At 66.5% G+C, this 19910-nt stretch carries 18 protein-coding genes; 8 read left to right on the forward strand and 10 right to left on the reverse strand.

Annotated features, from left to right (window positions below; all coding sequences use genetic code 11):
- Positions 1-177: 177 nt before the first annotated feature.
- The 7 genes from RQP53_RS02675 to RQP53_RS02705 all read right to left on the reverse strand — a co-directional run bounded on the left by RQP53_RS02675 (position 178) and on the right by RQP53_RS02705 (position 6328).
- Positions 178-1251, reverse strand: a complete 1074-nt coding sequence (locus tag RQP53_RS02675) for a LacI family DNA-binding transcriptional regulator (protein ID WP_315648489.1) — start codon at positions 1249-1251, stop codon at positions 178-180.
- A gap of 105 nt (positions 1252-1356) precedes the next feature.
- The gene (locus tag RQP53_RS02680; protein WP_315648490.1) at positions 1357-2127 is read right to left on the reverse strand and encodes an aspartate/glutamate racemase family protein; all 771 of its coding nucleotides are present in this window, start codon (positions 2125-2127) and stop codon (positions 1357-1359) included.
- Between the two features lie 159 nt (positions 2128-2286).
- Positions 2287-3969: an MFS transporter gene (locus RQP53_RS02685; protein WP_315648491.1), complete on the reverse strand. Its 1683-nt coding sequence runs from the start codon at positions 3967-3969 to the stop codon at positions 2287-2289.
- Between the two features lie 232 nt (positions 3970-4201).
- Positions 4202-4846 carry a 2-hydroxychromene-2-carboxylate isomerase gene (locus tag RQP53_RS02690; protein ID WP_315648492.1) on the reverse strand — a complete coding sequence of 215 codons (645 nt, stop codon included), beginning with the start codon at positions 4844-4846 and terminating at the stop codon, positions 4202-4204.
- Between the two features lie 24 nt (positions 4847-4870).
- Positions 4871-5107: a DUF1289 domain-containing protein gene (locus RQP53_RS02695; RefSeq protein WP_315648493.1), complete on the reverse strand. Its 237-nt coding sequence runs from the start codon at positions 5105-5107 to the stop codon at positions 4871-4873.
- Positions 5104-5619 (reverse strand): YbaK/EbsC family protein, encoded by a 516-nt coding sequence (locus tag RQP53_RS02700; RefSeq protein WP_315648494.1) that lies wholly within the window; start codon positions 5617-5619, stop codon positions 5104-5106. The genes RQP53_RS02695 and RQP53_RS02700 overlap by 4 nt, the downstream gene beginning before the upstream one ends.
- Before the next feature lie 37 nt (positions 5620-5656).
- Positions 5657-6328 carry a TetR/AcrR family transcriptional regulator gene (locus RQP53_RS02705; protein ID WP_315648495.1) on the reverse strand — a complete coding sequence of 224 codons (672 nt, stop codon included), beginning with the start codon at positions 6326-6328 and terminating at the stop codon, positions 5657-5659.
- Between the two features lie 155 nt (positions 6329-6483).
- On the opposite strand from RQP53_RS02705, the gene RQP53_RS02710 reads away from it, so the two are divergent.
- The 5 genes from RQP53_RS02710 to RQP53_RS02730 all read left to right on the forward strand — a co-directional run bounded on the left by RQP53_RS02710 (position 6484) and on the right by RQP53_RS02730 (position 13675).
- Positions 6484-7869: an NAD(P)-dependent oxidoreductase gene (locus RQP53_RS02710; protein ID WP_315648496.1), complete on the forward strand. Its 1386-nt coding sequence runs from the start codon at positions 6484-6486 to the stop codon at positions 7867-7869.
- Positions 7870-7941: 72 nt separating this feature from the next.
- Positions 7942-9243 carry an NAD-dependent dihydropyrimidine dehydrogenase subunit PreA gene (gene preA / locus RQP53_RS02715; protein WP_315648497.1) on the forward strand — a complete coding sequence of 434 codons (1302 nt, stop codon included), beginning with the start codon at positions 7942-7944 and terminating at the stop codon, positions 9241-9243.
- A 113-nt stretch (positions 9244-9356) separates the two neighbouring features.
- Positions 9357-10808 carry an NCS1 family nucleobase:cation symporter-1 gene (locus RQP53_RS02720; protein ID WP_315648498.1) on the forward strand — a complete coding sequence of 484 codons (1452 nt, stop codon included), beginning with the start codon at positions 9357-9359 and terminating at the stop codon, positions 10806-10808.
- Positions 10809-10943: 135 nt separating this feature from the next.
- Positions 10944-12395: a dihydropyrimidinase gene (hydA, locus tag RQP53_RS02725; protein WP_315648499.1), complete on the forward strand. Its 1452-nt coding sequence runs from the start codon at positions 10944-10946 to the stop codon at positions 12393-12395.
- A 20-nt stretch (positions 12396-12415) separates the two neighbouring features.
- Entirely contained in the window at positions 12416-13675 is a 1260-nt protein-coding gene (locus RQP53_RS02730) for a Zn-dependent hydrolase (protein ID WP_315648500.1), read from the forward strand.
- Between the two features lie 10 nt (positions 13676-13685).
- On the opposite strand, the gene RQP53_RS02735 is transcribed toward RQP53_RS02730, so the two are convergent.
- From RQP53_RS02735 to RQP53_RS02745, 3 genes are all read right to left on the reverse strand, one after another.
- Positions 13686-14102, reverse strand: a complete 417-nt coding sequence (locus RQP53_RS02735) for a hypothetical protein (protein ID WP_315648501.1) — start codon at positions 14100-14102, stop codon at positions 13686-13688.
- An 85-nt stretch (positions 14103-14187) separates the two neighbouring features.
- Entirely contained in the window at positions 14188-14898 is a 711-nt protein-coding gene (locus tag RQP53_RS02740; protein ID WP_315648502.1) for an Asp/Glu/hydantoin racemase, read from the reverse strand.
- On the reverse strand, positions 14895-15377 hold the full coding sequence (locus RQP53_RS02745) for an META domain-containing protein (protein ID WP_315648503.1): 483 nt from the start codon (positions 15375-15377) through the stop codon (positions 14895-14897). Before RQP53_RS02745 ends, RQP53_RS02740 begins: the two co-directional genes overlap by 4 nt.
- Positions 15378-15555: 178 nt before the next feature.
- Between RQP53_RS02745 and acnA the strand changes: the two genes are divergently transcribed.
- From acnA to RQP53_RS02760, 3 genes are all read left to right on the forward strand, one after another.
- A complete protein-coding gene (acnA, locus tag RQP53_RS02750; RefSeq protein WP_315648504.1) occupies positions 15556-18312 on the forward strand; it encodes an aconitate hydratase AcnA in 2757 nt (918 codons plus the stop codon).
- Between the two features lie 200 nt (positions 18313-18512).
- Positions 18513-19166: a sensor histidine kinase gene (locus tag RQP53_RS02755; protein WP_315648505.1), complete on the forward strand. Its 654-nt coding sequence runs from the start codon at positions 18513-18515 to the stop codon at positions 19164-19166.
- Entirely contained in the window at positions 19163-19870 is a 708-nt protein-coding gene (locus RQP53_RS02760) for a response regulator transcription factor (protein WP_315648506.1), read from the forward strand. The genes RQP53_RS02755 and RQP53_RS02760 overlap by 4 nt, the downstream gene beginning before the upstream one ends.
- Positions 19871-19910 lie beyond the last annotated feature (40 nt).

Below are 19910 nucleotides of genomic sequence, written 5' to 3' on the forward strand. Positions count from 1 at the left end.
ACTCGTTTTGCAATCGATTGCATTTTAGGGAAAACGCCTAGATTGCCGATATTTATTCAATACCAATCACACCTGTTCAGTTCATTTGCTGTGTTTATGCAAACGCTTGCAAACGCAGCGTGTGTGCAGATCCTGCCGGCTTGAGCTGCGTTACGCGGCAGCGGACCAGGGCACTGCTCAGGCGGCAGCCGGCGCGCTCTCGCGGACCACCAGATGAACAGGCAGCGTGATCGGTGCCACGTGTTCGCCTTCCATCATCCGCATCAGCGCCTGCACCAGTTCGGCGCCGGCCAGGGCGACCGGCTGATGCACGCTGGTCAGCGGCGGATCGCAGTAGGCGGCCAGCGGCATGTCGTCATAACCGCTCACCACCACGTCCTTGGGTACCGCCCTGCCCTGCCCGCGCAGCGCCTGTATGGCCTGCAGGGCCAACAGATCGCTGCAGGCCAGCACGGCATCGACCTCGCGATGCGCGGCAAAGAACTGCTCGATCGCCCCACGGCCGACGTTCACCTCGAAGGGCACGGCCAGCTCCAGCGCCGCTTCACGCGCCACGCCGGCACTCGCCAAGGCCTGCCAGAAGCCTTCACGGCGCATCATCACCTCGGGCAGGGCCGCGTCGCCCAGAAAGGCGATGCGCCGGCGCCCCAGCGCGAGCAGATGCTCGGCCGCCAGGCGCCCGCCCAGCACATTGTCGCCACCGACGCTGCAATAGATCTGCTGTGCCAGCTGCGCGCCCCAGACCACCACCGGCAGCTTGCGCGCCGCCAGCTCATTGAGCTGATCGTGATGGCGCCACTGGCCGATGATCAAGAGCCCGGCCGCCTTGCCGGAGTCGATCGCATGGGCGGCCAGGTCCAGCCGTTCGGCATCGACGCGCGACAAGAGCATGTCGTAGCCCCGGTCGGTCAGCGCATCGGCGATCGCGCCGACGATGGACAGGAAGAAAGGATCCGAGATGTGCTGGCGCGAGGCCGCGTCGTAAGGCACGACAACAGCCACCGTGCGGTTCTTCTGCAGGCGCAGGTTCTGCGCGCCAAGATTGATCGAGTATTTCAGCGAGCGGGCCAGTTCGGTGACGCGCTCTCGCGTCTCTTGATTGACCAGCGGGCTGCCATTGAGCGCCCGCGACACCGTCGCCACCGAGACCCCGGCCAGCCGCGCGATGTCAGCCATCTGCAGCCGCCGCTGGTCGGCAGGTTTGGCCGGCGTGGCGTCGGTGGGCTTGATCGGTTCGGACTGCTTGCTCATCTGCTCAATTGTGCATCGGCCGACAATCCCGGCGAGGCCTACGGCCCTGTCGCCAGCCGGTGCATTGTGCGAGCTACGTCACGGTCAAGGCGCCGTTGTTGCCTCTCAGTCCAGGCAAGCTGCAAACGCCGCTTGCGCGTGCACCTTGGTGGTGTTGAGCCAGCGCAGCCCCTGGCTCTCGAACTGAGCCAGATGTTGCAATGATGGAAACGCCAGCGGCAATTCGGTGCAGGACAGGCTCACGGCCCGCTGCGGCCCCGCCGCAATGCCCAGCTCGGCAAAGGAGCGCTCGGCGATCTCGCTCATCAGCGCAGCGGCCTCGCCGCTGCGTTCGGCATACAGGCCCATGATCAGCCGGTACAGCGCTTCACGATCGGCTTCTCGCGGCGGCTTGTGCCCGCGCACGCCATGGCGCGCCAGCACGGCCGAGAAGGCATCCGACTCCAGCGTCGGCCGGGTGCCAAGAATCAGCACATCGCTCAGGCCGGCTTTAACGCAGGCCGCACTGACGGTTTCAAAAATGCTCAGCACCGGCATCGTCAGCCCGGCGGTGATGGCCTCAAAGCGGTTGTGCGGCGTGTTGCTGGCGATCAGCGCGAAGTCGGCACCGGCCGATTGCAGGCGTCGCAGCGCGGCGTTGAAATAGGCGTCATAGCGCTGCCAGGACGCCTCGTCCCCGGGCTGGCCGCGCAGCGAGAAGCTGTGATTGACGTTGACCGATTCGATGCTGAATTCCGGCATCGGCGCCGGGCCAACGAAGGCGCGACCGGCCGCCGCTTCGGCCTCATGCCAGCGCTGACTCATCCGGCAGATCGCTTGATAGAACTCCACCGTCGAGGGCCAGGCCACGCCGCCCACCATGCCAATCTTCTTCATCGCTACCCCACCGATCTGACAGAGAGGCCGCGATTGTGGCGCAGGCCAAATGCCTCATCGGTACACCGCCCGGCAAGCACGCTGCGAACAAAAAAAGGCGGCCCGCAGGCCGCCTCGAAGTCCGGTAAAGGAAAAGTCGCTATCCATCCATCGCGCGAATCAGTCGTGGGCGTAGATGTCCACGTCCTTGGTTTCGCGGATGAACAGCATGCCGATCACGAAGGTCGCCGCGGCGATGCCGATCGGGTACCACAGGCCGTGATAGATATTGCCGTTTTGCGCCACCATCGCGAAGGTGATCGAGGGCAGCAGACCACCAAACCAGCCATTGCCGATGTGGTAAGGCAAGCTCATCGAGGTGTAGCGGATGCGGGTCGGGAACAGTTCCACCAGCATCGCGGCGATCGGGCCATAGACCATGGTCACGTACAGCACCAACACAGACAGGATGGCGATCACCAGCGGCTGATTGACCTTGGCAGGGTCGGCCTTGGCCGGATAGCCGGCGGCCTTCAGCGCCTCGCTCAGCTCCTTCTTGAAAGCGGCGATGCCCTTGGTGCTGGCCTCGTCGAACTTGTGCTCGGTCGCCTTGGTGGCATTCAGGCCGTTGATGACCTTGTCGCCAACCTTGATCACCGCCACGCTGCCGGCCGGGCCAGGCAGAGTTTCGTAGCTGGCCGAGGACTGCGCCAGTGCACGCTTGGCGATGTCGCAAGAGCTGGTGAAGTCGACTTCACGAGCGATTGGGCTGCCCTGGAAGGAGCAGGTCGACATATCCACCGTCAGCGAGATCTGAGCGGTGGCTTGCGCCTTGGCCAGATCCGGGTTGGCGGCATTGGTCAGCGCCTTGAACAGCGGGAAGTAGGTCACGCAGGCCAGCAGCAGGCCGGCCATGATGATGGGCTTGCGGCCGATCTTGTCGGACAGCGTACCGAACACCACGAAGAACGGTGTGCCGATGATCAGCGACACGGCAACCATGATGTTGGCCGTGGCGTTGTCGACCTTCAGCACGCTGGTCAGGAAGAACAGCGCATAGAACTGGCCCGAGTACCAGACCACGCCCTGACCGGCCACCAGGCCGAACAGCGCCAGCAGCACGATCTTCAGGTTCTTCCACTGGCCGAAGGACTCGGACAGCGGTGCCTTGGAGGTCTTGCCCTCGGACTTCATCTTCTGGAAGGCCGGCGATTCATTCATCGACAGACGGATCCAGACGCTGATGCCCAGCAGCAGGATCGAGACGATGAAGGGCACGCGCCAGCCCCATTCGGCGAAGGTGGCTTCACCCAGCGTGTTGCGGGTCAGCAGAATCACCATCAGCGACAGGAACAGACCCAGCGTGGCCGTGGTCTGGATCCAGGAGGTGTAGGCACCCCGCTTGCCCTGCGGCGCGTGTTCGGCCACATAGGTGGCGGCACCACCGTACTCACCACCCAGCGCCAGGCCTTGCAGCATGCGCAGGCCGATCAGGATCACCGGGGCGGCCGCACCAATCGCTGCATACGACGGCAACACACCGACGATGAAGGTGGACAGGCCCATGATCAGGATGGTGACCAGGAAGGTGTACTTGCGGCCGATCATGTCGCCCAGGCGGCCGAACACCAGCGCGCCGAAGGGGCGCACGATGAAGCCGGCGGCAAAGGCCAGCAGCGAGGCGATGAAGGCCGCCTGCGGATCCAAGGCCGAGAAGAACTGCTTGGCGATGATGGGCGCCAGCGAACCGTAAAGGTAGAAGTCGTACCACTCGAACACGGTGCCCAGCGAAGAGGCGAAGATGACCTTCTTCTCTTCTGCCGTCATCGGCGTGTTGGTGGTCACTGCTGTTGCAGTTGCCATGTGGGAAGTCTCCAGTGTGTTGATCGTGGAGAACCACCGCCCGGTGATCCTTGGGATGGACTGTGAAGCCCTCCTCTGACCCGTCTCTGACGCCAGCCTGAACGCTGGCTGACAAACCCCAAGGCAACCCTAGGGCGCGATTTCACATTGCGAGAAATTGCCACCCGGCAGGGAAAGCACTGAGCTGCCCGTGTCAGCCGTCGACCAGCTTGCGCTGCAGCTGCGGCCGGGGTCAGGTCTTGCGCTGCACACCCACCGGCGTGGCCGCGGCGGCTTCCCAGGCAGCGCTGACAAACCAGGGGTCGTCGCGCAGATAGGCGGCCAGCATGTCCAGCGCGTCCAAGCCCCAGAACAGCTTGTCATCAACCGCGATGGTCGGCACGCCAAAGACGCCCTGCGCGATCGCCGCCTCGGTGGCCTCGCGCAGCGCCTGCTTGACCGGCTCGCCCTCGGGGGCTTGCGCCGGGGCCAGGTCTTGCGTCAGTGCGGCCAGCCGTACAGCGTCTGCCGCGTCGGCCCCGCCCTGCCAGACATGATTGAACACCCGCTCGACCACCCAGCGCGAAGGCGTCTGCCCCGTGGGCGCGCAAGCCCAGGCCAGCCGCAGCAGCGGCAGCGGGTTGAAGGGATGAGCGGCCGGCAGCTGCAGCGGAATCTGCAGGCGGTGGGCGGCCCAGGCAATCTGCCGGTAGGTCCAGGCGCGCTTGGCCGGGATCTCAGCCGGCCCTTTTTGCCCTCCGGCCTTGAGCATGGCGGCGAACAGCACCGGCACATAGTCAACGCTGTAGGACAGCCCCTGCAGTGCCTCGGGCAGCCGCGCGAAGGCCAGCGCCGCGTAGGGCGAGATCGGGTCGAAATAGAAACGCAGCGACTTCATCGGCCCTCCGCCCTCTTTTTGCGCTCAGACGCTAGGCTCGGCCGCCGTGAACACGCCCTGCTCCAGCAGGACCTCACGCCGCGGCGGCAGCAGGGCGAGGATCTGCAGCCGTGTCGCATCATCGGCCTTGGACCAGACGGTGATCTCGGCAATCGTTCGCGCGCAGCCCTCACACCAGCCGGTCGGCTCGTGCATCTTGCAGACATTGGTGCAGGGCGAGGCCACCCGTGCCGCCCCCGTTGAAGCAAGCTGGGCGCTCATGACTGCACCACATCGATGATGGGCGCACCAGTCAGCTGGGCCAGCTCGTCCGGCGTCATCCGGAACACCCCGTTCGGGTGGCCGGCCGCGGCCCAGATCTGGTCGAAGCGAAACAGCTCGCGGTCGACAAACAGCAAGGGTGCCGCCGCCCCATCCAGCGGCGCAAAGCCCAGCGGCGACACGCCACCGATCGAGAAGCCGGTGCGCGCCTTCACATAGTCGGCATCGGCGCGGCCCAAGGGCCCGGTATGGGCCTGCAGCTTCTTCTCATCGACACGGCGATCGCCCGAGGCGATCACCAGCACCGCCTGCTCGTCGGACTTGCGCTTGAAGACCACGCTCTTGGCAATCTGGCCCAGGCTGACGCCCAGCGCATCGGCGGCCTCCTGCGAGGTGCGGGCTGCTACCTCCAGCCACAGCGGGGCATGGCCATGCTGACGTTGCAGCAGCGCTTCGCGCACACGCTCGAAGCCTTCGGGGTGGCGGGTGTCTTTGTCGTTCGGATCACTCATGGGCGCTATTGTGTCAGCGCAGCGCCACCGAGCAGGCTCAGCAGCCCAAGCCCCCACACAAGAGGGCGAATATCAGTGCCTCGGCGGACTTGAAATCGTCAACCTCCAAGGCCGGCTTGCCGAGCAGGATGGCGAACTGCGGGCCCAGATCGGCATAGGCCTGGGTCATCGCCCAGATGCTGAACATCAGATGGCGGTAGTCCAGCCGCGCAATCCGCTTCTCGCGCGCCCAGCGCTCGAAGGTGCGCACATCGGCATTCAGCGCCGGCAGCACGCGCGATTCGATGGCGTCGCGAAAGCGCGGCGCACCGGCCATCACCTCGCGGGCAAAGACCTGCGAACCCGCCGGCCGCTCGCGCGAAAAGCGCAGCTTGGCCACGATGTACTCGCGCAGCGCGGCGCGCGGGTCGGTGCCCGAGACAATGCCGGCCATGCGCGTCAGCCACTCGTCCATCACATCGTCCAGCACCTGGCGGTAGAGCGCTTCCTTGCTCGGGTAGTAGTACAGCAGGTTGTGGCGCGACAACCCCAGCCCGGCGGCGATGTTTTCCAGAGACGCGCCTTCAAAGCCATATTGCGCGAACTGGCGCTCGGCCTCCGCACAGATGGCAGCCTGCTTGCGCAGGCGCGCGGCCCGCGGCGCGGCGCGCTTGACCGTTGGTGCTGAAACCTCGGATGCTGCTGAAGACTTGCTGGGCGGCTTGGACATGATGGGCCGCGATTATCCCGATGCCGGCCCGCAACGGCGCGGGCCACACCAAGGGAATTCACCAACTGGTCTATTTTTACCAATTGGTAAAACATTCAGACACCGCAGCCTGGATGAACGTCGCAAGCGCTGCGTCACGCTCTCGGAGGAGTTCCATGGACAAGACCGCTGTCGGCATCAACAAGCCCGGCCTGTGCAGCCACCGGCTCGACGACACTGCTTTGGCGCGCAATTTCAGCGACGCCCACCCGCCGCTGAGCCGCCACCAGGCGCAGATCGAAGCCGAGCGCTGCTATTACTGCCATGACGCGCCCTGCATCACCGCCTGCCCCACCGGCATCGACATCCCCAGCTTCATCGCCCGCGTCGCGCAAGGCAATGAACGCGGCGCCGCCGAAGCCATTCTCACGGCCAATCCGCTGGGCGGCATGTGCGCTCGGGTCTGCCCCACCGAGATCTTGTGCGAACAGGCCTGCGTGCGCAACAGCCTGGAGGACAAGCCGGTTGAAATCGGCCTGCTGCAGCGCCACGCCACCGATCACTTCTTCGCCAGCCAGGCCGTCGGCGCCAAGCCCCTGTTCGAGCGCGCTGCCAGCAGCGGCAAGCGCGTCGCCGTGGTCGGTGCCGGCCCGGCCGGCCTGGCCGCCGCTCACGGTCTGGCGCGATGCGGCCATGCCGTCACCCTGATCGAGTCGCGGTCCAAGCTCGGCGGCCTGAATGAATACGGCCTGGCCAGCTACAAGACCACCGGCGGCTTTGCCCAGCAGGAGGTGCAGTGGCTGCTGTCCATTGGCGGCATCACGGTACAGACCTCCACCCAGCTCGGCCGCGACATCAGCCTGGCCCAGCTCTGCGAAAGCCACGACGCCGTCTTCCTCGGCCTGGGTCTGGCCGGTGTCAATGCGCTGGGCATTGCCGAGCCGCCCTTGAGCGAGGCGATGGACTCTGTCGAAGGGTTGCGCGACGCGGTCGACTTCATCGCCGAGCTGCGCCAGGCCGGCCACCCGCGCGATATTGCCGTGGGCCAGCGCGTGCTGGTCATCGGCGGCGGCATGACCGCGGTTGACGCTGCCGTGCAAAGCCGCCTGCTCGGCGCTCGCGAGGTGCAGATCGTCTACCGCCGCGGCCCCGCGCAGATGGGCGCCTCGGCCCATGAGCAGGCCTGGGCGCAACAGAACGGCGTGCAGCTGCGCTGCTGGGCGCGGCCGCTGGAATTGCTGAGCCAGAACGGCCGCGTCAGCGGCATGCGCTTTGCGGTCACTGCCGAGCAAGACGGCCGACTGATAGACACCGGCGAGCAGTTCGAGCTCGCGGCCGATATGGTGCTCAAGGCCATCGGCCAGCAGTTCGTCGCCGATCCGGTCGCCGCCCAGCTGGAACTGCAGAATGGCAGGCTGCGCACCGATGAGGACGGCCGCTGCGGGCAGACCCGCATCTGGGCCGGCGGCGACTGCCGCCACGGCGGCCGCGATCTCACCGTTGAGGCGGTCGAGCACGGCAAGCGTGCCGCCATCGCCATCGATCAGATGCTGCGCGGCTGAGCCGCTCACTGTCACAGAAATTCTTCGCGAGGCCGGCCAAGGCCACGCAGCAGACAAGAGGGTGAACCCATCATGGCGGACATCAGCAGCAATTTCCTCGGCATCAAGAGCCCCAACCCCTTCTGGCTGGCCTCGGCGCCACCGACTGACAAGGAGATCAATGTCACCCGCGCCTTCGAGGCGGGCTGGGGCGGCGTGGTCTGGAAGACGCTGGGCGAGGACCCGCCGGTGGTCAATGTCAGCGGCCCGCGCTATGCCACGCTGATGAGCCAGGATCGCCGCGTGATCGGGCTGAACAATATCGAGCTGATCACCGACCGGCCGCTGCGCACCAATCTGGAGGAGATCCGCCGCGTCAAGCGCGCCTGGCCGGACCGGGCGATGATCGTTTCGCTGATGGTGCCCTGCACCGAGCAGAGCTGGAAAAACATCCTGCCCATGGTGGAGGACACTGGTGCCGACGGCATCGAGCTGAACTTCGGCTGCCCGCACGGCATGAGCGAGCGCGGCATGGGCTCGGCGGTGGGCCAGGTGCCGGAGTACATCCAGATGGTCACCGCCTGGTGCAAGCAGTACAGCCGCCTGCCGGTGATCGTGAAGCTGACGCCCAATATCACCGACATCCGCCAACCGGCCCGCGCGGCCAAGGCCGGCGGTGCCGATGCGGTGTCGCTGATCAACACGATCAACTCGGTGATGGGCGTTGACCTCGACCGGATGCAGATGAGCCCCAGCACCGATGGTTGGGGCTCGCACGGCGGCTACTGCGGCCCGGCGGTCAAGCCGATTGCGCTGAACATGGTGGCCGAAATCGCCCGCGACCCGGCCACCGCCGGGCTGCCCATCTCGGGCATCGGCGGCATCAGCACCTGGCGCGATGCGGCCGAGTTCATCGCCCTGGGCGCCGGCACGGTGCAGGTCTGCACCGCCGCCATGGTCTATGGCTTCAAGATCGTGCAGGACATGTGCTCGGGCCTGGCCAATTTCATGGACGAACGCGGCTACCGCACGCTGGACGAGATGGTCGGCCTGGCCACGCCGACGGTCAAGAACTGGAACCAGCTGAACCTGAACCATGTCGAGAAGGCCGTCATCAATCAGGACAGCTGCATCCAGTGTGGCCGCTGCCACGTGGTCTGCGAAGACACCTCGCACCAGGCGATCAGCGCCAGCAAGAACGGCCAGCGCCATTTCGAGGTCAAGGAAGAGGAATGCGTGGGCTGCAATCTCTGCGTGTCGATCTGCCCGGTGCCCAACACCATCAGCATGCGGGCCCTGCAGGCCGGCGAGATCGATCTGCGCACGGGTGTGTCGGTGACGGGCAGCTACGCGAACTGGACCACTCACCCCAACAACCCGATGAGGACCGCATGAACACGGCCGGCGCCCCACCGACGCGCACCCTCTCAAGGGTATTCCACGTGGCAGCCTGAGGCCACCCGGCACAGAGTTTGCTCACGTCAGCCATCACAGCAAAGGACAGCCCCATGAGCGATCTAGGCAGCACCAGCGGTTTGTGGAACGAGGACCTGGCGCCCACCAGCGCCGCGCAGCGCACCTGGCGCTGGTACCACTTTGCCGCGCTCTGGGTCGGCATGGTGATGTGCATCCCGGCCTACACGCTGGCCGCCAGCCTGATCGACTCCGGCATGAGCTGGAGCCAGGCGGTGCTGACCGTGTTTCTGGGCAATCTGATCGTGCTGCTGCCCATGCTCCTGATCGGCCATGCCGGCGCCAAGTACGGCATTCCCTATGCGGTACTGGCCCGGGCCTCATTCGGCACCCGCGGCGCCCGCCTGCCGGCCTTGTTGCGCGCCCTGGTGGCCTGCGGCTGGTACGGCATCCAGACCTGGTTCGGCGGCATGATGATCTACACGCTGGCCGGCGTGCTGATCGGCCATCCGCTGGAAGGCGACAAGCTGCCCGGCCTGGGCATCAACAGCGGCCAGCTGCTGTGCTTCCTGGCCTTCTGGGCGATCCAGTTCTACTACGTCGTCCACGGCATCGACGCGATCCGCAAGCTGGAGACCTATACCGCGCCGATCAAGATCCTGATCTGCTTTGTGCTGCTGTACTGGGCTTGGAGCAAGGCCGGCGGCTTTGGCCCCATCCTCGACCAACCCTCGGCCTTTGTCGAAGGTGGCAAGAAAGCCGGCCAGTTCTCGGCCGTGTTCTGGCCCTCGCTGACGGCCATGGTCGGCTTCTGGGCCACGCTGGCGCTGAACATCCCCGACTTCACCCGCTTTGCCAAGAGCCAGCACGATCAGGTGCTGGGCCAGGCGCTCGGCCTGCCCGCGCCCATGGGCCTGCTGGCCGCGCTGGCGGTGTTCGTGACCTCGGCCACCGTGGTGATCTACGGCAAGGCGATCTGGGACCCGGTCGACCTGGCCAGCCGGATGAGCGGCGCCGCGGTGCTGATCGCACTGATCGTGCTGTTGATCGATACCGTCAGCGTCAATCTGGCCGCCAATCTGGTTGGCCCGGCCTATGACTTCTCGGCGCTGAACCCGCAGGCCATCAGCTACAAGACCGGCGGCTACATCACCGCCGGCATCGCCATCCTGATGATGCCGTGGAAGATTCTGGAGAGCAGCCAGGGCTATATCTTCACCTGGCTGATCGGCTACTCGGCGCTGCTGGGGCCGGTGGCCGGCATCCTGATCGTTGACTACTACCTGCTGCGCAAGACCCGGCTCGATGTGCGCGAGCTCTACACCGAAGGCGGCGCCTACAGCTACGCCGGCGGCTGGAACTGGGCCGCGGTGGCCGCCTTCGTGATCGGCGTGCTGCCCAATGTGCCGGGCTTTCTGAATGCCGCCTTTCCGGCCGCCTTCCCCGATGTTGCCGAGGTCTTCAAGCTGATCTACACCTATGCCTGGTTCATCGGCCTGGCGCTGGCGGCGCTGGTCTATCGGGTGGCGATGCGGGGCAAGGCTTGAATGCAAATTCGAATGCAAACCACAGAGACACAGAGACACGGAGTAAGACAGGTCAGCATTCGATTTGGCACGTGTATTGACTCTGTGGCGCTGTGTCTCCGTGGTCTGTTCCATTTCAACTGAGGGCTTAGAAGCATGGCTGCATTGCTGATCCAGGGCGCCACCGTCGTCAATGCCGACCGTGAGGAGCGCGCCGATGTGCTCTGCGTCGACGGCCGCATTGCCGCCGTCGGCCCCCGTGCGCAAGACCTGACCCCGGCCGGCGCCGAGCGGCTCGATGGCAGCGGCCAGTACCTGCTGCCCGGCGGCATCGATCCGCACACGCATATGCAGCTGCCCTTCATGGGCACGGTGACGATGGACGACTTCTTCACCGGCACGGCCGCCGGCCTGGCCGGTGGCACCACCAGCATCATCGATTTCGTCATTCCCAATCCGCAGCAGTCGCTGCTGGAGGCTTACCAGACCTGGCGCGGCTGGGCCGAGAAATCGGCGGCCGACTACGGCTTTCACGTCGCCATCACCTGGTGGAGTGAGCAGGTCCATGCCGAGATGGGCCAGCTGGTGCGCGACGAGGGCATCAACAGCTTCAAGCACTTCATGGCCTACAAGAACGCCATCATGTGCGACGACGAGACGCTGGTGAACAGCTTCCGCCGCGCGCTGGAGCTCGGCGCCATGCCCACCGTGCACGCCGAGAACGGCGAGCTCGTCTATCTGCTGCAACAGGAAGTGGCCAGGATGGGCATCAGCGGGCCCGAGGGGCATCCGCTGTCGCGCCCGCCCATGGTCGAGGGCGAGGCGGCCAATCGCGCCATCGCGATTGCCGATGTGCTGGGCGTACCGATCTACATCGTTCACGTCTCCTGTATCGAAGCCGCCGAAGCCATTGCCCGCGCCCGCGCACGCGGCCAGCGCGTCTACGGCGAGGTGCTGGCCGGCCATCTGCTGATCGACGACAGCGTCTACCGCCACCCCGACTTCGCCACCGCCGCCGCCCATGTGATGAGCCCGCCCTTCAGGCCCAAGATCCACCAGGACTTCCTCTGGCGCGGCCTGCAATCCGGCCAGTTGCACACCACCGCGACTGACCACTGCACCTTCTGCGCCCAGCAAAAAGCCGCTGGGCTGGACAACTTCGCCAAGATCCCCAATGGCTGCGGCGGCATCGAAGAACGCCTGGCGGTGATCTGGGATGCCGGCGTCAACAGCGGCCGGCTGACGCCCAGCGAGTTCGTGGCCATCACTTCGGCCAATACCGCCAAGCTCTTCAACCTCTACCCGCGCAAGGGCCTGATCGCGGAAGGCGCCGATGCCGACCTGGTGCTCTGGGACCCACAAGGCACCAAGACCATCTCCGCCGCCACCCAGCACTCCAAGGGCGATTTCAATATCTTCGAAGGCCGCAGCGTGCGCGGCATTCCCAGCCACACCATCGCCCAGGGCCGCATCGTCTATGCCCAGGGCGAGCTGCGCGCCGAGGCCGGCCGTGGCCGCTACCTGAAACGCCCGGCCTTCGGGCCGAATTTCGCGGCGGCCAAGGCACGCCAGCAAGACCTGAGCCCGACCGCGGTCAAGCGCTCGTGAATCCCGTCAAGAGGCCCCGCATGGACACATCCCAGAGCAACATCACCGCCCTGCGCATCAACGGCAACCGCCTCTGGGCCTCGCTGATGGAGCTGGCGCAGATCGGCAAGACCGACAAGGGCGGCGTCTGCCGCCTCGCCCTGACCGAACTGGATCGCCAGGGCCGCGATCTGGTGCTGGGCTGGGCCCGCGAGGCCGGCATGACGGTGACGGTGGACAAGATCGGCAATGCCTTCATGCGCCGCGCTGGCCGCAACAACACGCTGCCGCCGGTGATGACCGGCAGCCATATCGACACCCAGCCGACCGGCGGCAAGTTCGACGGCAACTACGGCGTGCTGGCCGGCCTGGAGGTGGTGCGCACGCTGAATGACCACGGCATCGAGACCGAAGCGCCGATCGAGGTCGCCTTCTGGACCAATGAAGAGGGCTCGCGCTTCGTGCCGGTGATGATGGGCTCGGGCGTGTTCGCCGGGGCCTTCACACTGGAACATGCTTATGCGGCGCGCGATACCGAGGGCAAGACGGTGCGCGAGGAACTCGAACGCATCGGCTATATCGGCAGCGAGGAGCCAGGCGCGCACCCGATTGGCAGCTATTTCGAAACGCACATCGAGCAGGGCCCGGTGCTGGAAGACCATGGCGTGACCATCGGCGTGGTCACCGGCGTGCTGGGCATCAAATGGTATGACTGCACCGTCACCGGCATGGAAGCCCACGCCGGCCCGACGCCGATGGCACTGCGCAAGGACGCGCTGCAGGTGGCCACGCGGCTGATGCAGGACGTAGTGGCCGTGGCGCATAAGCATGCGCCGCATGGCCGCGGCACCGTCGGCATGGTGCAGGTGCACCCGAACAGCCGCAATGTGATTCCGGGCCGGGTCAGGTTCAGCATCGATCTGCGCAATGCCAGCGATGCGCTGGTCGATGCCATGGACGCCGACATTCGTAGCCGGGCCGCCCGCCTGAGCCATGAAACCGGTCTGTCCATCCAGATCGAGCTGGTCTCGCACTACCCGGCCCAGCCCTTCCATGCGGACTGCATCAAGGCCGTGGCCCGGGCCGCCGAGCGGCTGGGCTATTCGAACATGCCGGCGGTCTCAGGTGCCGGCCATGATGCCGTCTATATGGCGCGGCTGGCACCGGCCGGCATGATCTTCATTCCCTGCAAGGACGGCATCAGCCACAACGAGATCGAGGATGCCAAGCCCGAACACATCACGGCCGGCTGCAATGTGCTGCTGCTGGCGATGCTGGAGCGGGCGATGGCCGCCGCGTGATGCTGCTCTTTCACTCGCGCCAATGGCCGTGGCGGCGCGGCACATAGACCTCGCGCACCCAGTCCTCGCGCACAAAGTAGACCGGCCGGCCGCAGGCGCCATAGCGCTCGCAATGGCGGTGCCAGTGGCGCTGATGATGCACCGGTGCATAGATGTAGAGCGGTTCCCGGTACTCGCGCCGTTCGCGATAGACCGGCTCGGGCCGCACCAGCACCGGCTGCGGATAGACCACCCGCGGCATCATCGCCGAGCCAATGTCGACACGGCCATAGAAACCCGGTTCGGCGACGCGCAGCGACAAGCTGGCGTCCTGGGCCGCTGCCAGATCGGCGCTGGCCCACAGGCTCAGCCCCAGTCCAAGGCCCAACAGGGCTTGCGACAGCGTTCGGTTGAGCAAAGGGATTGGTCGGGTCATCGTGCGGATCATCGTGCGGCTCCTCGAACAAGCGTCAAGCATTGACCACTGCTCAACGGCTGCCCGGGACCACACGACGACCCGCGCTTGCAACTGCTTACAAGCCCGACTCCAGCAGTGCCAGCGCCGCAGCCAGGCCCGGCGCCGGGCTGGCCAGCACCGGCCGCGGCCAGTCCTCATCGGCCAGCGTCGCCATCGAGGCCTGGGCCAGCAGCACCGCATCGACAGCATCGTTGCCCGCGCCCGCAAGCGCATTGCGCAGCGCCACACGGAGCGTGGCCAGGTAGCCCGCCTCATCGCCGGCTTCAAAACAGGCCCAGGCCTCGCTGACCAGCAGCGTGCGCGCCTGCAAGACCTGACCCCGAGCCTCGGCCACCGCCTGCAGCAGGCTCAGCGTTGGCGCCAGCGTGCTCTGCAGCGCGGCCACCACCAGCAGGCGTGGCCCATGGGCAAGCGCCAGCTCGCACATGGCACGGTCAACGCGCAAGGCCCGCAGCCCCGGAAACTCCGCCATCGCGGCGGCGGCCCGGGCCTCCACCAGCCCGCCCAGGGTCGAGCAGGTGCACAGCAGCACCGCAGCGCCGCTGGCGCGCGCGTCGGCGAGTGCCTGGTCAATGCCGGCCTGCAGCTCGACCGAGCCCAGGCCCTGCTCACGCGCCAAGTCCAGCAATTCCGGCTGCACCCGATGAGCCAGCGGCAGCCCCGGTGCCAGGCACTGCGCCAAGGCCTCGAAGCGGGCGATATGAACGGCCGCGGTGTGCAGTAGCAGCAATCGAGCGGCCTGGGGCTCGGTGGCCTGCATCGTCATGGCGCGTCAAGCTCCAGCCGCGCCAGCACCTGATGGCTCCAGTCCATCAGCTCCAGCACCTCGCCCTCCAGGCGCCAGCGCTGCACCTCACCGAGCGCAGCAATGAAGCGCTGCTCCTGCTCCATGCCGCGCGGGCAGGCCATCATCGTCGTCACCGGGTGCTTGATCGTCAGCCGCTCGCCCTGAACGCTGAAACTGCCCATGATGCGATTGCAACCGCCCGAGCCGCTCAGGCGCGACTTGGTGGCGCTGAAGATCAGGTGTGGCGCGCGTGCGCCACTGGCACGGGCCTCGATGGCGGCGCCATCGAGCTTGCTCAGCCGCCAGCGCTTGTCCTGCACGGCGGCAAAAGCCGCTGCGCCAGCGGCCTGGCTGGCAGCACTCGCCGCCGGGGCAGCGGCCGGGGCCGCCGTCACTGAGGCCGGTGTGGCCAGCGCAGTGAGCCAGCCGGCCAGCAAGCAACCGGCGGCGCTCGGCATGCCAATCCTGCGCGGTGTGAATGATGCTTCTGCCATGGCCCTGCCTTCCAAGTCTGCCGAGTACGTCGGCCAGTATCGTCGCAAGCGGGAAGCCCAGCGGGTCTTGCGGGCGCCTGTCACACAAGATCAGCGCCCACGCCGCACAATGGCCTCAGCCATCACGTCGGAGCGCGCCTTCATGAGCACCCTTGCCCTTCATCCCTTTGCCAGCACCCTCGATCGCTTTCACTGGGGCAGCGACAAGAGCGGGCAGTTCTACTCGTTGCCACGACTGGCCCAGCAATACCCGAATATTGCGCGGCTGCCGATCAGCCTGCGCATCGTGCTGGAATCGGTGCTGCGCAACTGCGATGGCGAGCGTGTCGGCCGCGAACACGTGGCGCAGCTGGCCAACTGGCAGGCAGGCGCCGCGCGCAGCGAGGAAATCCCTTTTCTGGTTTCCCGCGTCGTGCTGCAGGACTTCACCGGCGTGCCACTGCTGGCCGATCTGGCCGCGATGCGCAGCACGGCCGCCGCGGCAGGGCACGAGCCCGGCCGCATCGAGCCCCTGGTGCCGGTCGACCTGGTGGTGGACCACTCGGTGATGATCGACCACTACGGCGACGCTGCGGCGCTGGACCTCAACATGAAGCTGGAATTCGAGCGCAACCGCGAGCGCTACCAGTTCATGAAATGGGGCATGCAGGCCTTCCAAAGCTTTGGCGTCGTGCCGCCGGGCTTTGGCATCGTCCACCAGGTCAATCTGGAATACCTGGCCCGCGGCCTGCACAAGCGCAAGACGGCAGCCGGCAGCGCGAAGCTCTACTACCCTGACAGCCTGGTCGGCACCGACAGCCACACCACGATGATCAATGGCATCGGCGTGGTCGGCTGGGGCGTGGGCGGCATCGAGGCCGAGGCCGGCATGCTGGGCCAACCGGTCTACTTCCTCAGCCCCGATGTGGTTGGTTTCGAGCTGACCGGCCAGCTGCGCGAGGGCTGCACCGCCACCGATCTGGTGCTCACGCTGACCGAGCAGCTGCGCCAGGCCAAGGTGGTCGGCAAGTTCGTCGAATTCTTCGGCCCGGGCGCCGCCCAGCTCTCGGTGCCAGATCGCGCCACCATCGCCAATATGGCGCCCGAATATGGCGCCACCATGGGTTTCTTCCCGGTCGATGGCAAGACGCTGGACTACTTCCGCGCCACCGGCCGCAAGCGCGGCGAGATTGCCGCCCTGGAAGCCTATTTCCGCGCCCAGCAGATGTTCGGCATGCCCGGCACGCCCGAGGCCCATGCCTTCACCGCCGACATCGCCTACAGCCAGCGCCTGCGCCTGGACCTGGGCAGCGTCGTGCCCTCGCTGGCCGGCCCGAAGCGGCCGCAGGATCGCATCACCATCAGCGATCTGTCGCCGCGCTTTGCCGAGCTGTACAGCGCGCCGCCCACCGCCAACGGCTACAACCGCCCGGCCAAGACACTGCGCGAACGCGTCAGCACCGAGAGCGGCCTCTCGCTGGGCAATGGCGATGTGCTGATCGCCGCCATCACCTCCTGCACCAACACCTCCAACCCCAGCGTGATGCTGGCCGCCGGCCTCTTGGCCAAGAAGGCCGTCAAGGCCGGGCTGCGGGTGGCGCCCCATATCAAGACCTCGCTGGCGCCGGGCTCGCGCATCGTCACCGACTACCTGGAGCGGGCCGGCCTGCTGCCCTATCTGGAAAAGCTCGGCTTCCATGTTGCCGCCTATGGCTGCACCACCTGCATCGGCAATGCCGGCGACCTGACGCCGGAGATCAACAGCGCCATCACCGAGCACCAGCTGGTCTGCGCCGCGGTGCTCTCGGGCAATCGCAACTTCGAAGCCCGCATCCACCCCAATCTGAAGGCCAACTTCCTGGCCTCGCCGCCGTTGGTGCTGGCCTATGCGCTGGCCGGTAACGTGATGGTCGACCTGATGCGCCAGCCGCTGGGCATCGGCAAGGGCGGCCGCGAGGTGTTTCTGGGCGATGTCTGGCCCAGCAGCGAGGAAATCCACAAGCTGCTGCGCCATGCCCAGGATGGCAAGGCCTATCGCCGCAACTACGAGCAGATCGCCAGCCGGCCAGGCCGGCTGTGGCAGCAGATCAGCGGCGCGGCCGCGGGCCAGGTCTATGACTGGCCGGCCAGCAGCTATATCGCCGAGCCGCCCTTCTTCGCCGGCTTCGAGCTGGAGCCGGCGGCGCGCGAAGCCAGCATTCGCGGCGCCCGCATCATGGCCCTGTTCGGCGACTCCATCACCACCGATCACATCTCCCCCGCCGGCAGCATCCGCGCCGATTCACCGGCCGGCCTGTGGCTGCAGGCCCAGGGCATCAAGCCCGCTGATTTCAACAGTTACGGCTCACGCCGCGGCCATCACGAGCTGATGATGCGCGGCACTTTTGCCAATGTGCGCATCAAGAACCTGATGCTGCCGGCGCAGGCCGACGGCAGCCGCGTCGAGGGCGGCCTGACCCTGCTGCAACCCAGCCAGGATACGCTGCCCATCTACGACGCCGCGATGCGCTACCAAGCCGCCGGCACGCCGACGGTGATCTTTGCCGGTGAGGAATACGGCACCGGCTCCAGCCGCGACTGGGCCGCCAAGGGCACGCAGCTGCTGGGCATCAAGGCCGTGGTGGCACGCAGCTTCGAGCGCATCCACCGGGCCAACCTGGCCGGCATGGGTGTGCTGCCGCTGCAATTCATGCCGGGCGAGAGCTGGGCCAGCCTGGGCCTGCAAGGCGATGAGCTGATCGACATCGTCATCGACGGCGAATTGACCCCACTGCGCGAGGTGTCACTCGCCATTCAAACTAGGGGGGGTGAGCGCCGTGAGCACCGCTTGCTGTTGCGCCTGGACACCGCCATCGAACTCGAATACTTCCGTCACGGCGGCATTCTTCCCTATGTGCTGAGGCAGTTGCTGCGCTCATGAGCTGGTGCACGCCGGACCTTGTAACGCAGCTTCGCGTGCTCCGTATCAGTTAGCTCTTACAGCTTGACCGGGCGCTGATCGGCCCACTACGCTTCAGCGCTCCACTGACACATGTGCCGCATTGCTCGCCGAGCTTGCCGATGAAGTACAACGCTCCGCCACAGCTATCGTCTCCTACAGCCCCCGAGTTGCTAGCGCCAATGCTGCGCGTCTTGCAGAGCAGTGCCGCGACTGCTACGCCTGCTGCTGGCCGAATCGCCGAACGCCTGCATGGCGAGCTCGCCCAGCTGCTGGCCATGGCCTTGGTCCACTTCGATCACGCCCGCTCCGATCCCGAAGCGTTTGGTCGCGCGCAAGTGCTGGTGCAGGAGGCGCTACGCGCCACACGCACCCTGTTGCGCGAGCTGGCGCTGTCGGAGTCGAGCGTCGCGTCAGCCCCCAGGCCGGACCTGGCACGCCAGCTGCAGCACTGCATCGAGCAGCTGCACCGCACTCACAACCTGGCGATCGACTTCGTCTGCGACGGCCAGCCCGAGCCGCTGCCAGACGCCATTGCCAGCGCGCTGCTTGATGGCACGCAGGAGCTGCTGAACAACGCCTGCAAGCATGCCGGCCCTGGCCGTGTCGAAACCCGGCTGTTTGCCCGCCCTGGTCGCCTGGCCATCACTGTGGCCGATCACGGCGCCGGCCTGGCCGCCACGCGCCCCACCTGGGCCAGCGCGCCCACCGGGCTCGGTATGCCGCTGCTGCGCGAACGCCTGGCCGCCATCGGTGCCACACTGCGCTGGCGCATCGGCCGTGGCGTGCAGGCCCGCATCAGCTGGCGCGCCTTGCCCTCGGGAGCACCGGCATGAGCATCCAGGTCATCGTCGCCGACGACCACCACATCGTTCGCGAAGGGCTGGTCGCGCTGCTGGAGCGCGAGCACGACATTGAGGTGCAGGCCCAGGCCCGCGACGGCATGGAGCTGGTGCGCCTGGCCCGCGAGCACGACCCCGATGTGGTGCTTGTCGATGTGGCCATGCCCTGCATGAACGGCATCGAGGCGATGCGCCGGCTGCGCGCCGAGCCGATGCGCTGCAAGATGATCTGCCTGTCGGTCCACGCCGAGCCGCAGCAGGTCGCCGCCGCGCTGGACGCCGGAGCCAGCGGCTATGTGCTGAAGGAAAACTCCTTTGACGAACTGGCTCGCGGCGTGCGCCGCGTGATGGCCAACCAGCTGTTCCTGAGCGGCGAATTGGTCGGCGAGATGCTGCTGGGGCGGCTGCAGAGCCGCTCGCATGGCGGCTCGCCCGATGGCTCAGGGCCCGGCAGGGCATCCGCCACTGGCTCTGCCCTGACCCGTTTGACCCCGCGGGAGCGCGAGATGGTGCAGCTGTTCTCCGAAGGCTATACCGCCCAGGAAATCGCCACCCAGCTGCACCTCAGCGCCAAGACGGTTGCCACCCACCGCGAACACGTCTTCGCCAAGCTGCAGATCCAGGGCATTGCCGAACTGACGCGCTTTGCGCTGCGCGAGGGCTTGAGCAGCCTGGACGTCAGCCGGCCGCGTGCTTGAAGCGCGCAGGCCAAAGCGCCCGTTGATCGCAGCGCTCGAC

Origin of the sequence: Roseateles aquae, assembly GCF_032337115.1 — a bacterium.
GTDB lineage: Bacteria > Pseudomonadota > Gammaproteobacteria > Burkholderiales > Burkholderiaceae_C > Roseateles_C > Roseateles_C aquae.

Excerpts from the sequence above, each read along its gene's own strand:
- RQP53_RS02695 (WP_315648493.1), bottom strand. The coding sequence starts at position 5,107 with ATGAGCGCCCAGCTTGCTTCAACGGGGGCGGCACGGGTGGCCTCGCCC.
- RQP53_RS02720 (WP_315648498.1), top strand. The coding sequence starts at position 9,357 with ATGAGCGATCTAGGCAGCACCAGCGGTTTGTGGAACGAGGACCTGGCG.
- hydA (WP_315648499.1), top strand. The coding sequence starts at position 10,944 with ATGGCTGCATTGCTGATCCAGGGCGCCACCGTCGTCAATGCCGACCGT.
- RQP53_RS02690 (WP_315648492.1), bottom strand. The coding sequence starts at position 4,846 with ATGAAGTCGCTGCGTTTCTATTTCGACCCGATCTCGCCCTACGCGGCG.
- RQP53_RS02675 (WP_315648489.1), bottom strand. The coding sequence starts at position 1,251 with ATGAGCAAGCAGTCCGAACCGATCAAGCCCACCGACGCCACGCCGGCC.
- RQP53_RS02680 (WP_315648490.1), bottom strand. The coding sequence starts at position 2,127 with ATGAAGAAGATTGGCATGGTGGGCGGCGTGGCCTGGCCCTCGACGGTG.
- RQP53_RS02735 (WP_315648501.1), bottom strand. The coding sequence starts at position 14,102 with ATGATCCGCACGATGACCCGACCAATCCCTTTGCTCAACCGAACGCTG.
- RQP53_RS02745 (WP_315648503.1), bottom strand. The coding sequence starts at position 15,377 with ATGCCGAGCGCCGCCGGTTGCTTGCTGGCCGGCTGGCTCACTGCGCTG.
- RQP53_RS02685 (WP_315648491.1), bottom strand. The coding sequence starts at position 3,969 with ATGGCAACTGCAACAGCAGTGACCACCAACACGCCGATGACGGCAGAA.
- RQP53_RS02700 (WP_315648494.1), bottom strand. The coding sequence starts at position 5,619 with ATGAGTGATCCGAACGACAAAGACACCCGCCACCCCGAAGGCTTCGAG.
- RQP53_RS02755 (WP_315648505.1), top strand. The coding sequence starts at position 18,513 with ATGCTGCGCGTCTTGCAGAGCAGTGCCGCGACTGCTACGCCTGCTGCT.
- RQP53_RS02705 (WP_315648495.1), bottom strand. The coding sequence starts at position 6,328 with ATGTCCAAGCCGCCCAGCAAGTCTTCAGCAGCATCCGAGGTTTCAGCA.
- acnA (WP_315648504.1), top strand. The coding sequence starts at position 15,556 with ATGAGCACCCTTGCCCTTCATCCCTTTGCCAGCACCCTCGATCGCTTT.
- preA (WP_315648497.1), top strand. The coding sequence starts at position 7,942 with ATGGCGGACATCAGCAGCAATTTCCTCGGCATCAAGAGCCCCAACCCC.
- RQP53_RS02760 (WP_315648506.1), top strand. The coding sequence starts at position 19,163 with ATGAGCATCCAGGTCATCGTCGCCGACGACCACCACATCGTTCGCGAA.
- RQP53_RS02730 (WP_315648500.1), top strand. The coding sequence starts at position 12,416 with ATGGACACATCCCAGAGCAACATCACCGCCCTGCGCATCAACGGCAAC.
- RQP53_RS02740 (WP_315648502.1), bottom strand. The coding sequence starts at position 14,898 with ATGACGATGCAGGCCACCGAGCCCCAGGCCGCTCGATTGCTGCTACTG.
- RQP53_RS02710 (WP_315648496.1), top strand. The coding sequence starts at position 6,484 with ATGGACAAGACCGCTGTCGGCATCAACAAGCCCGGCCTGTGCAGCCAC.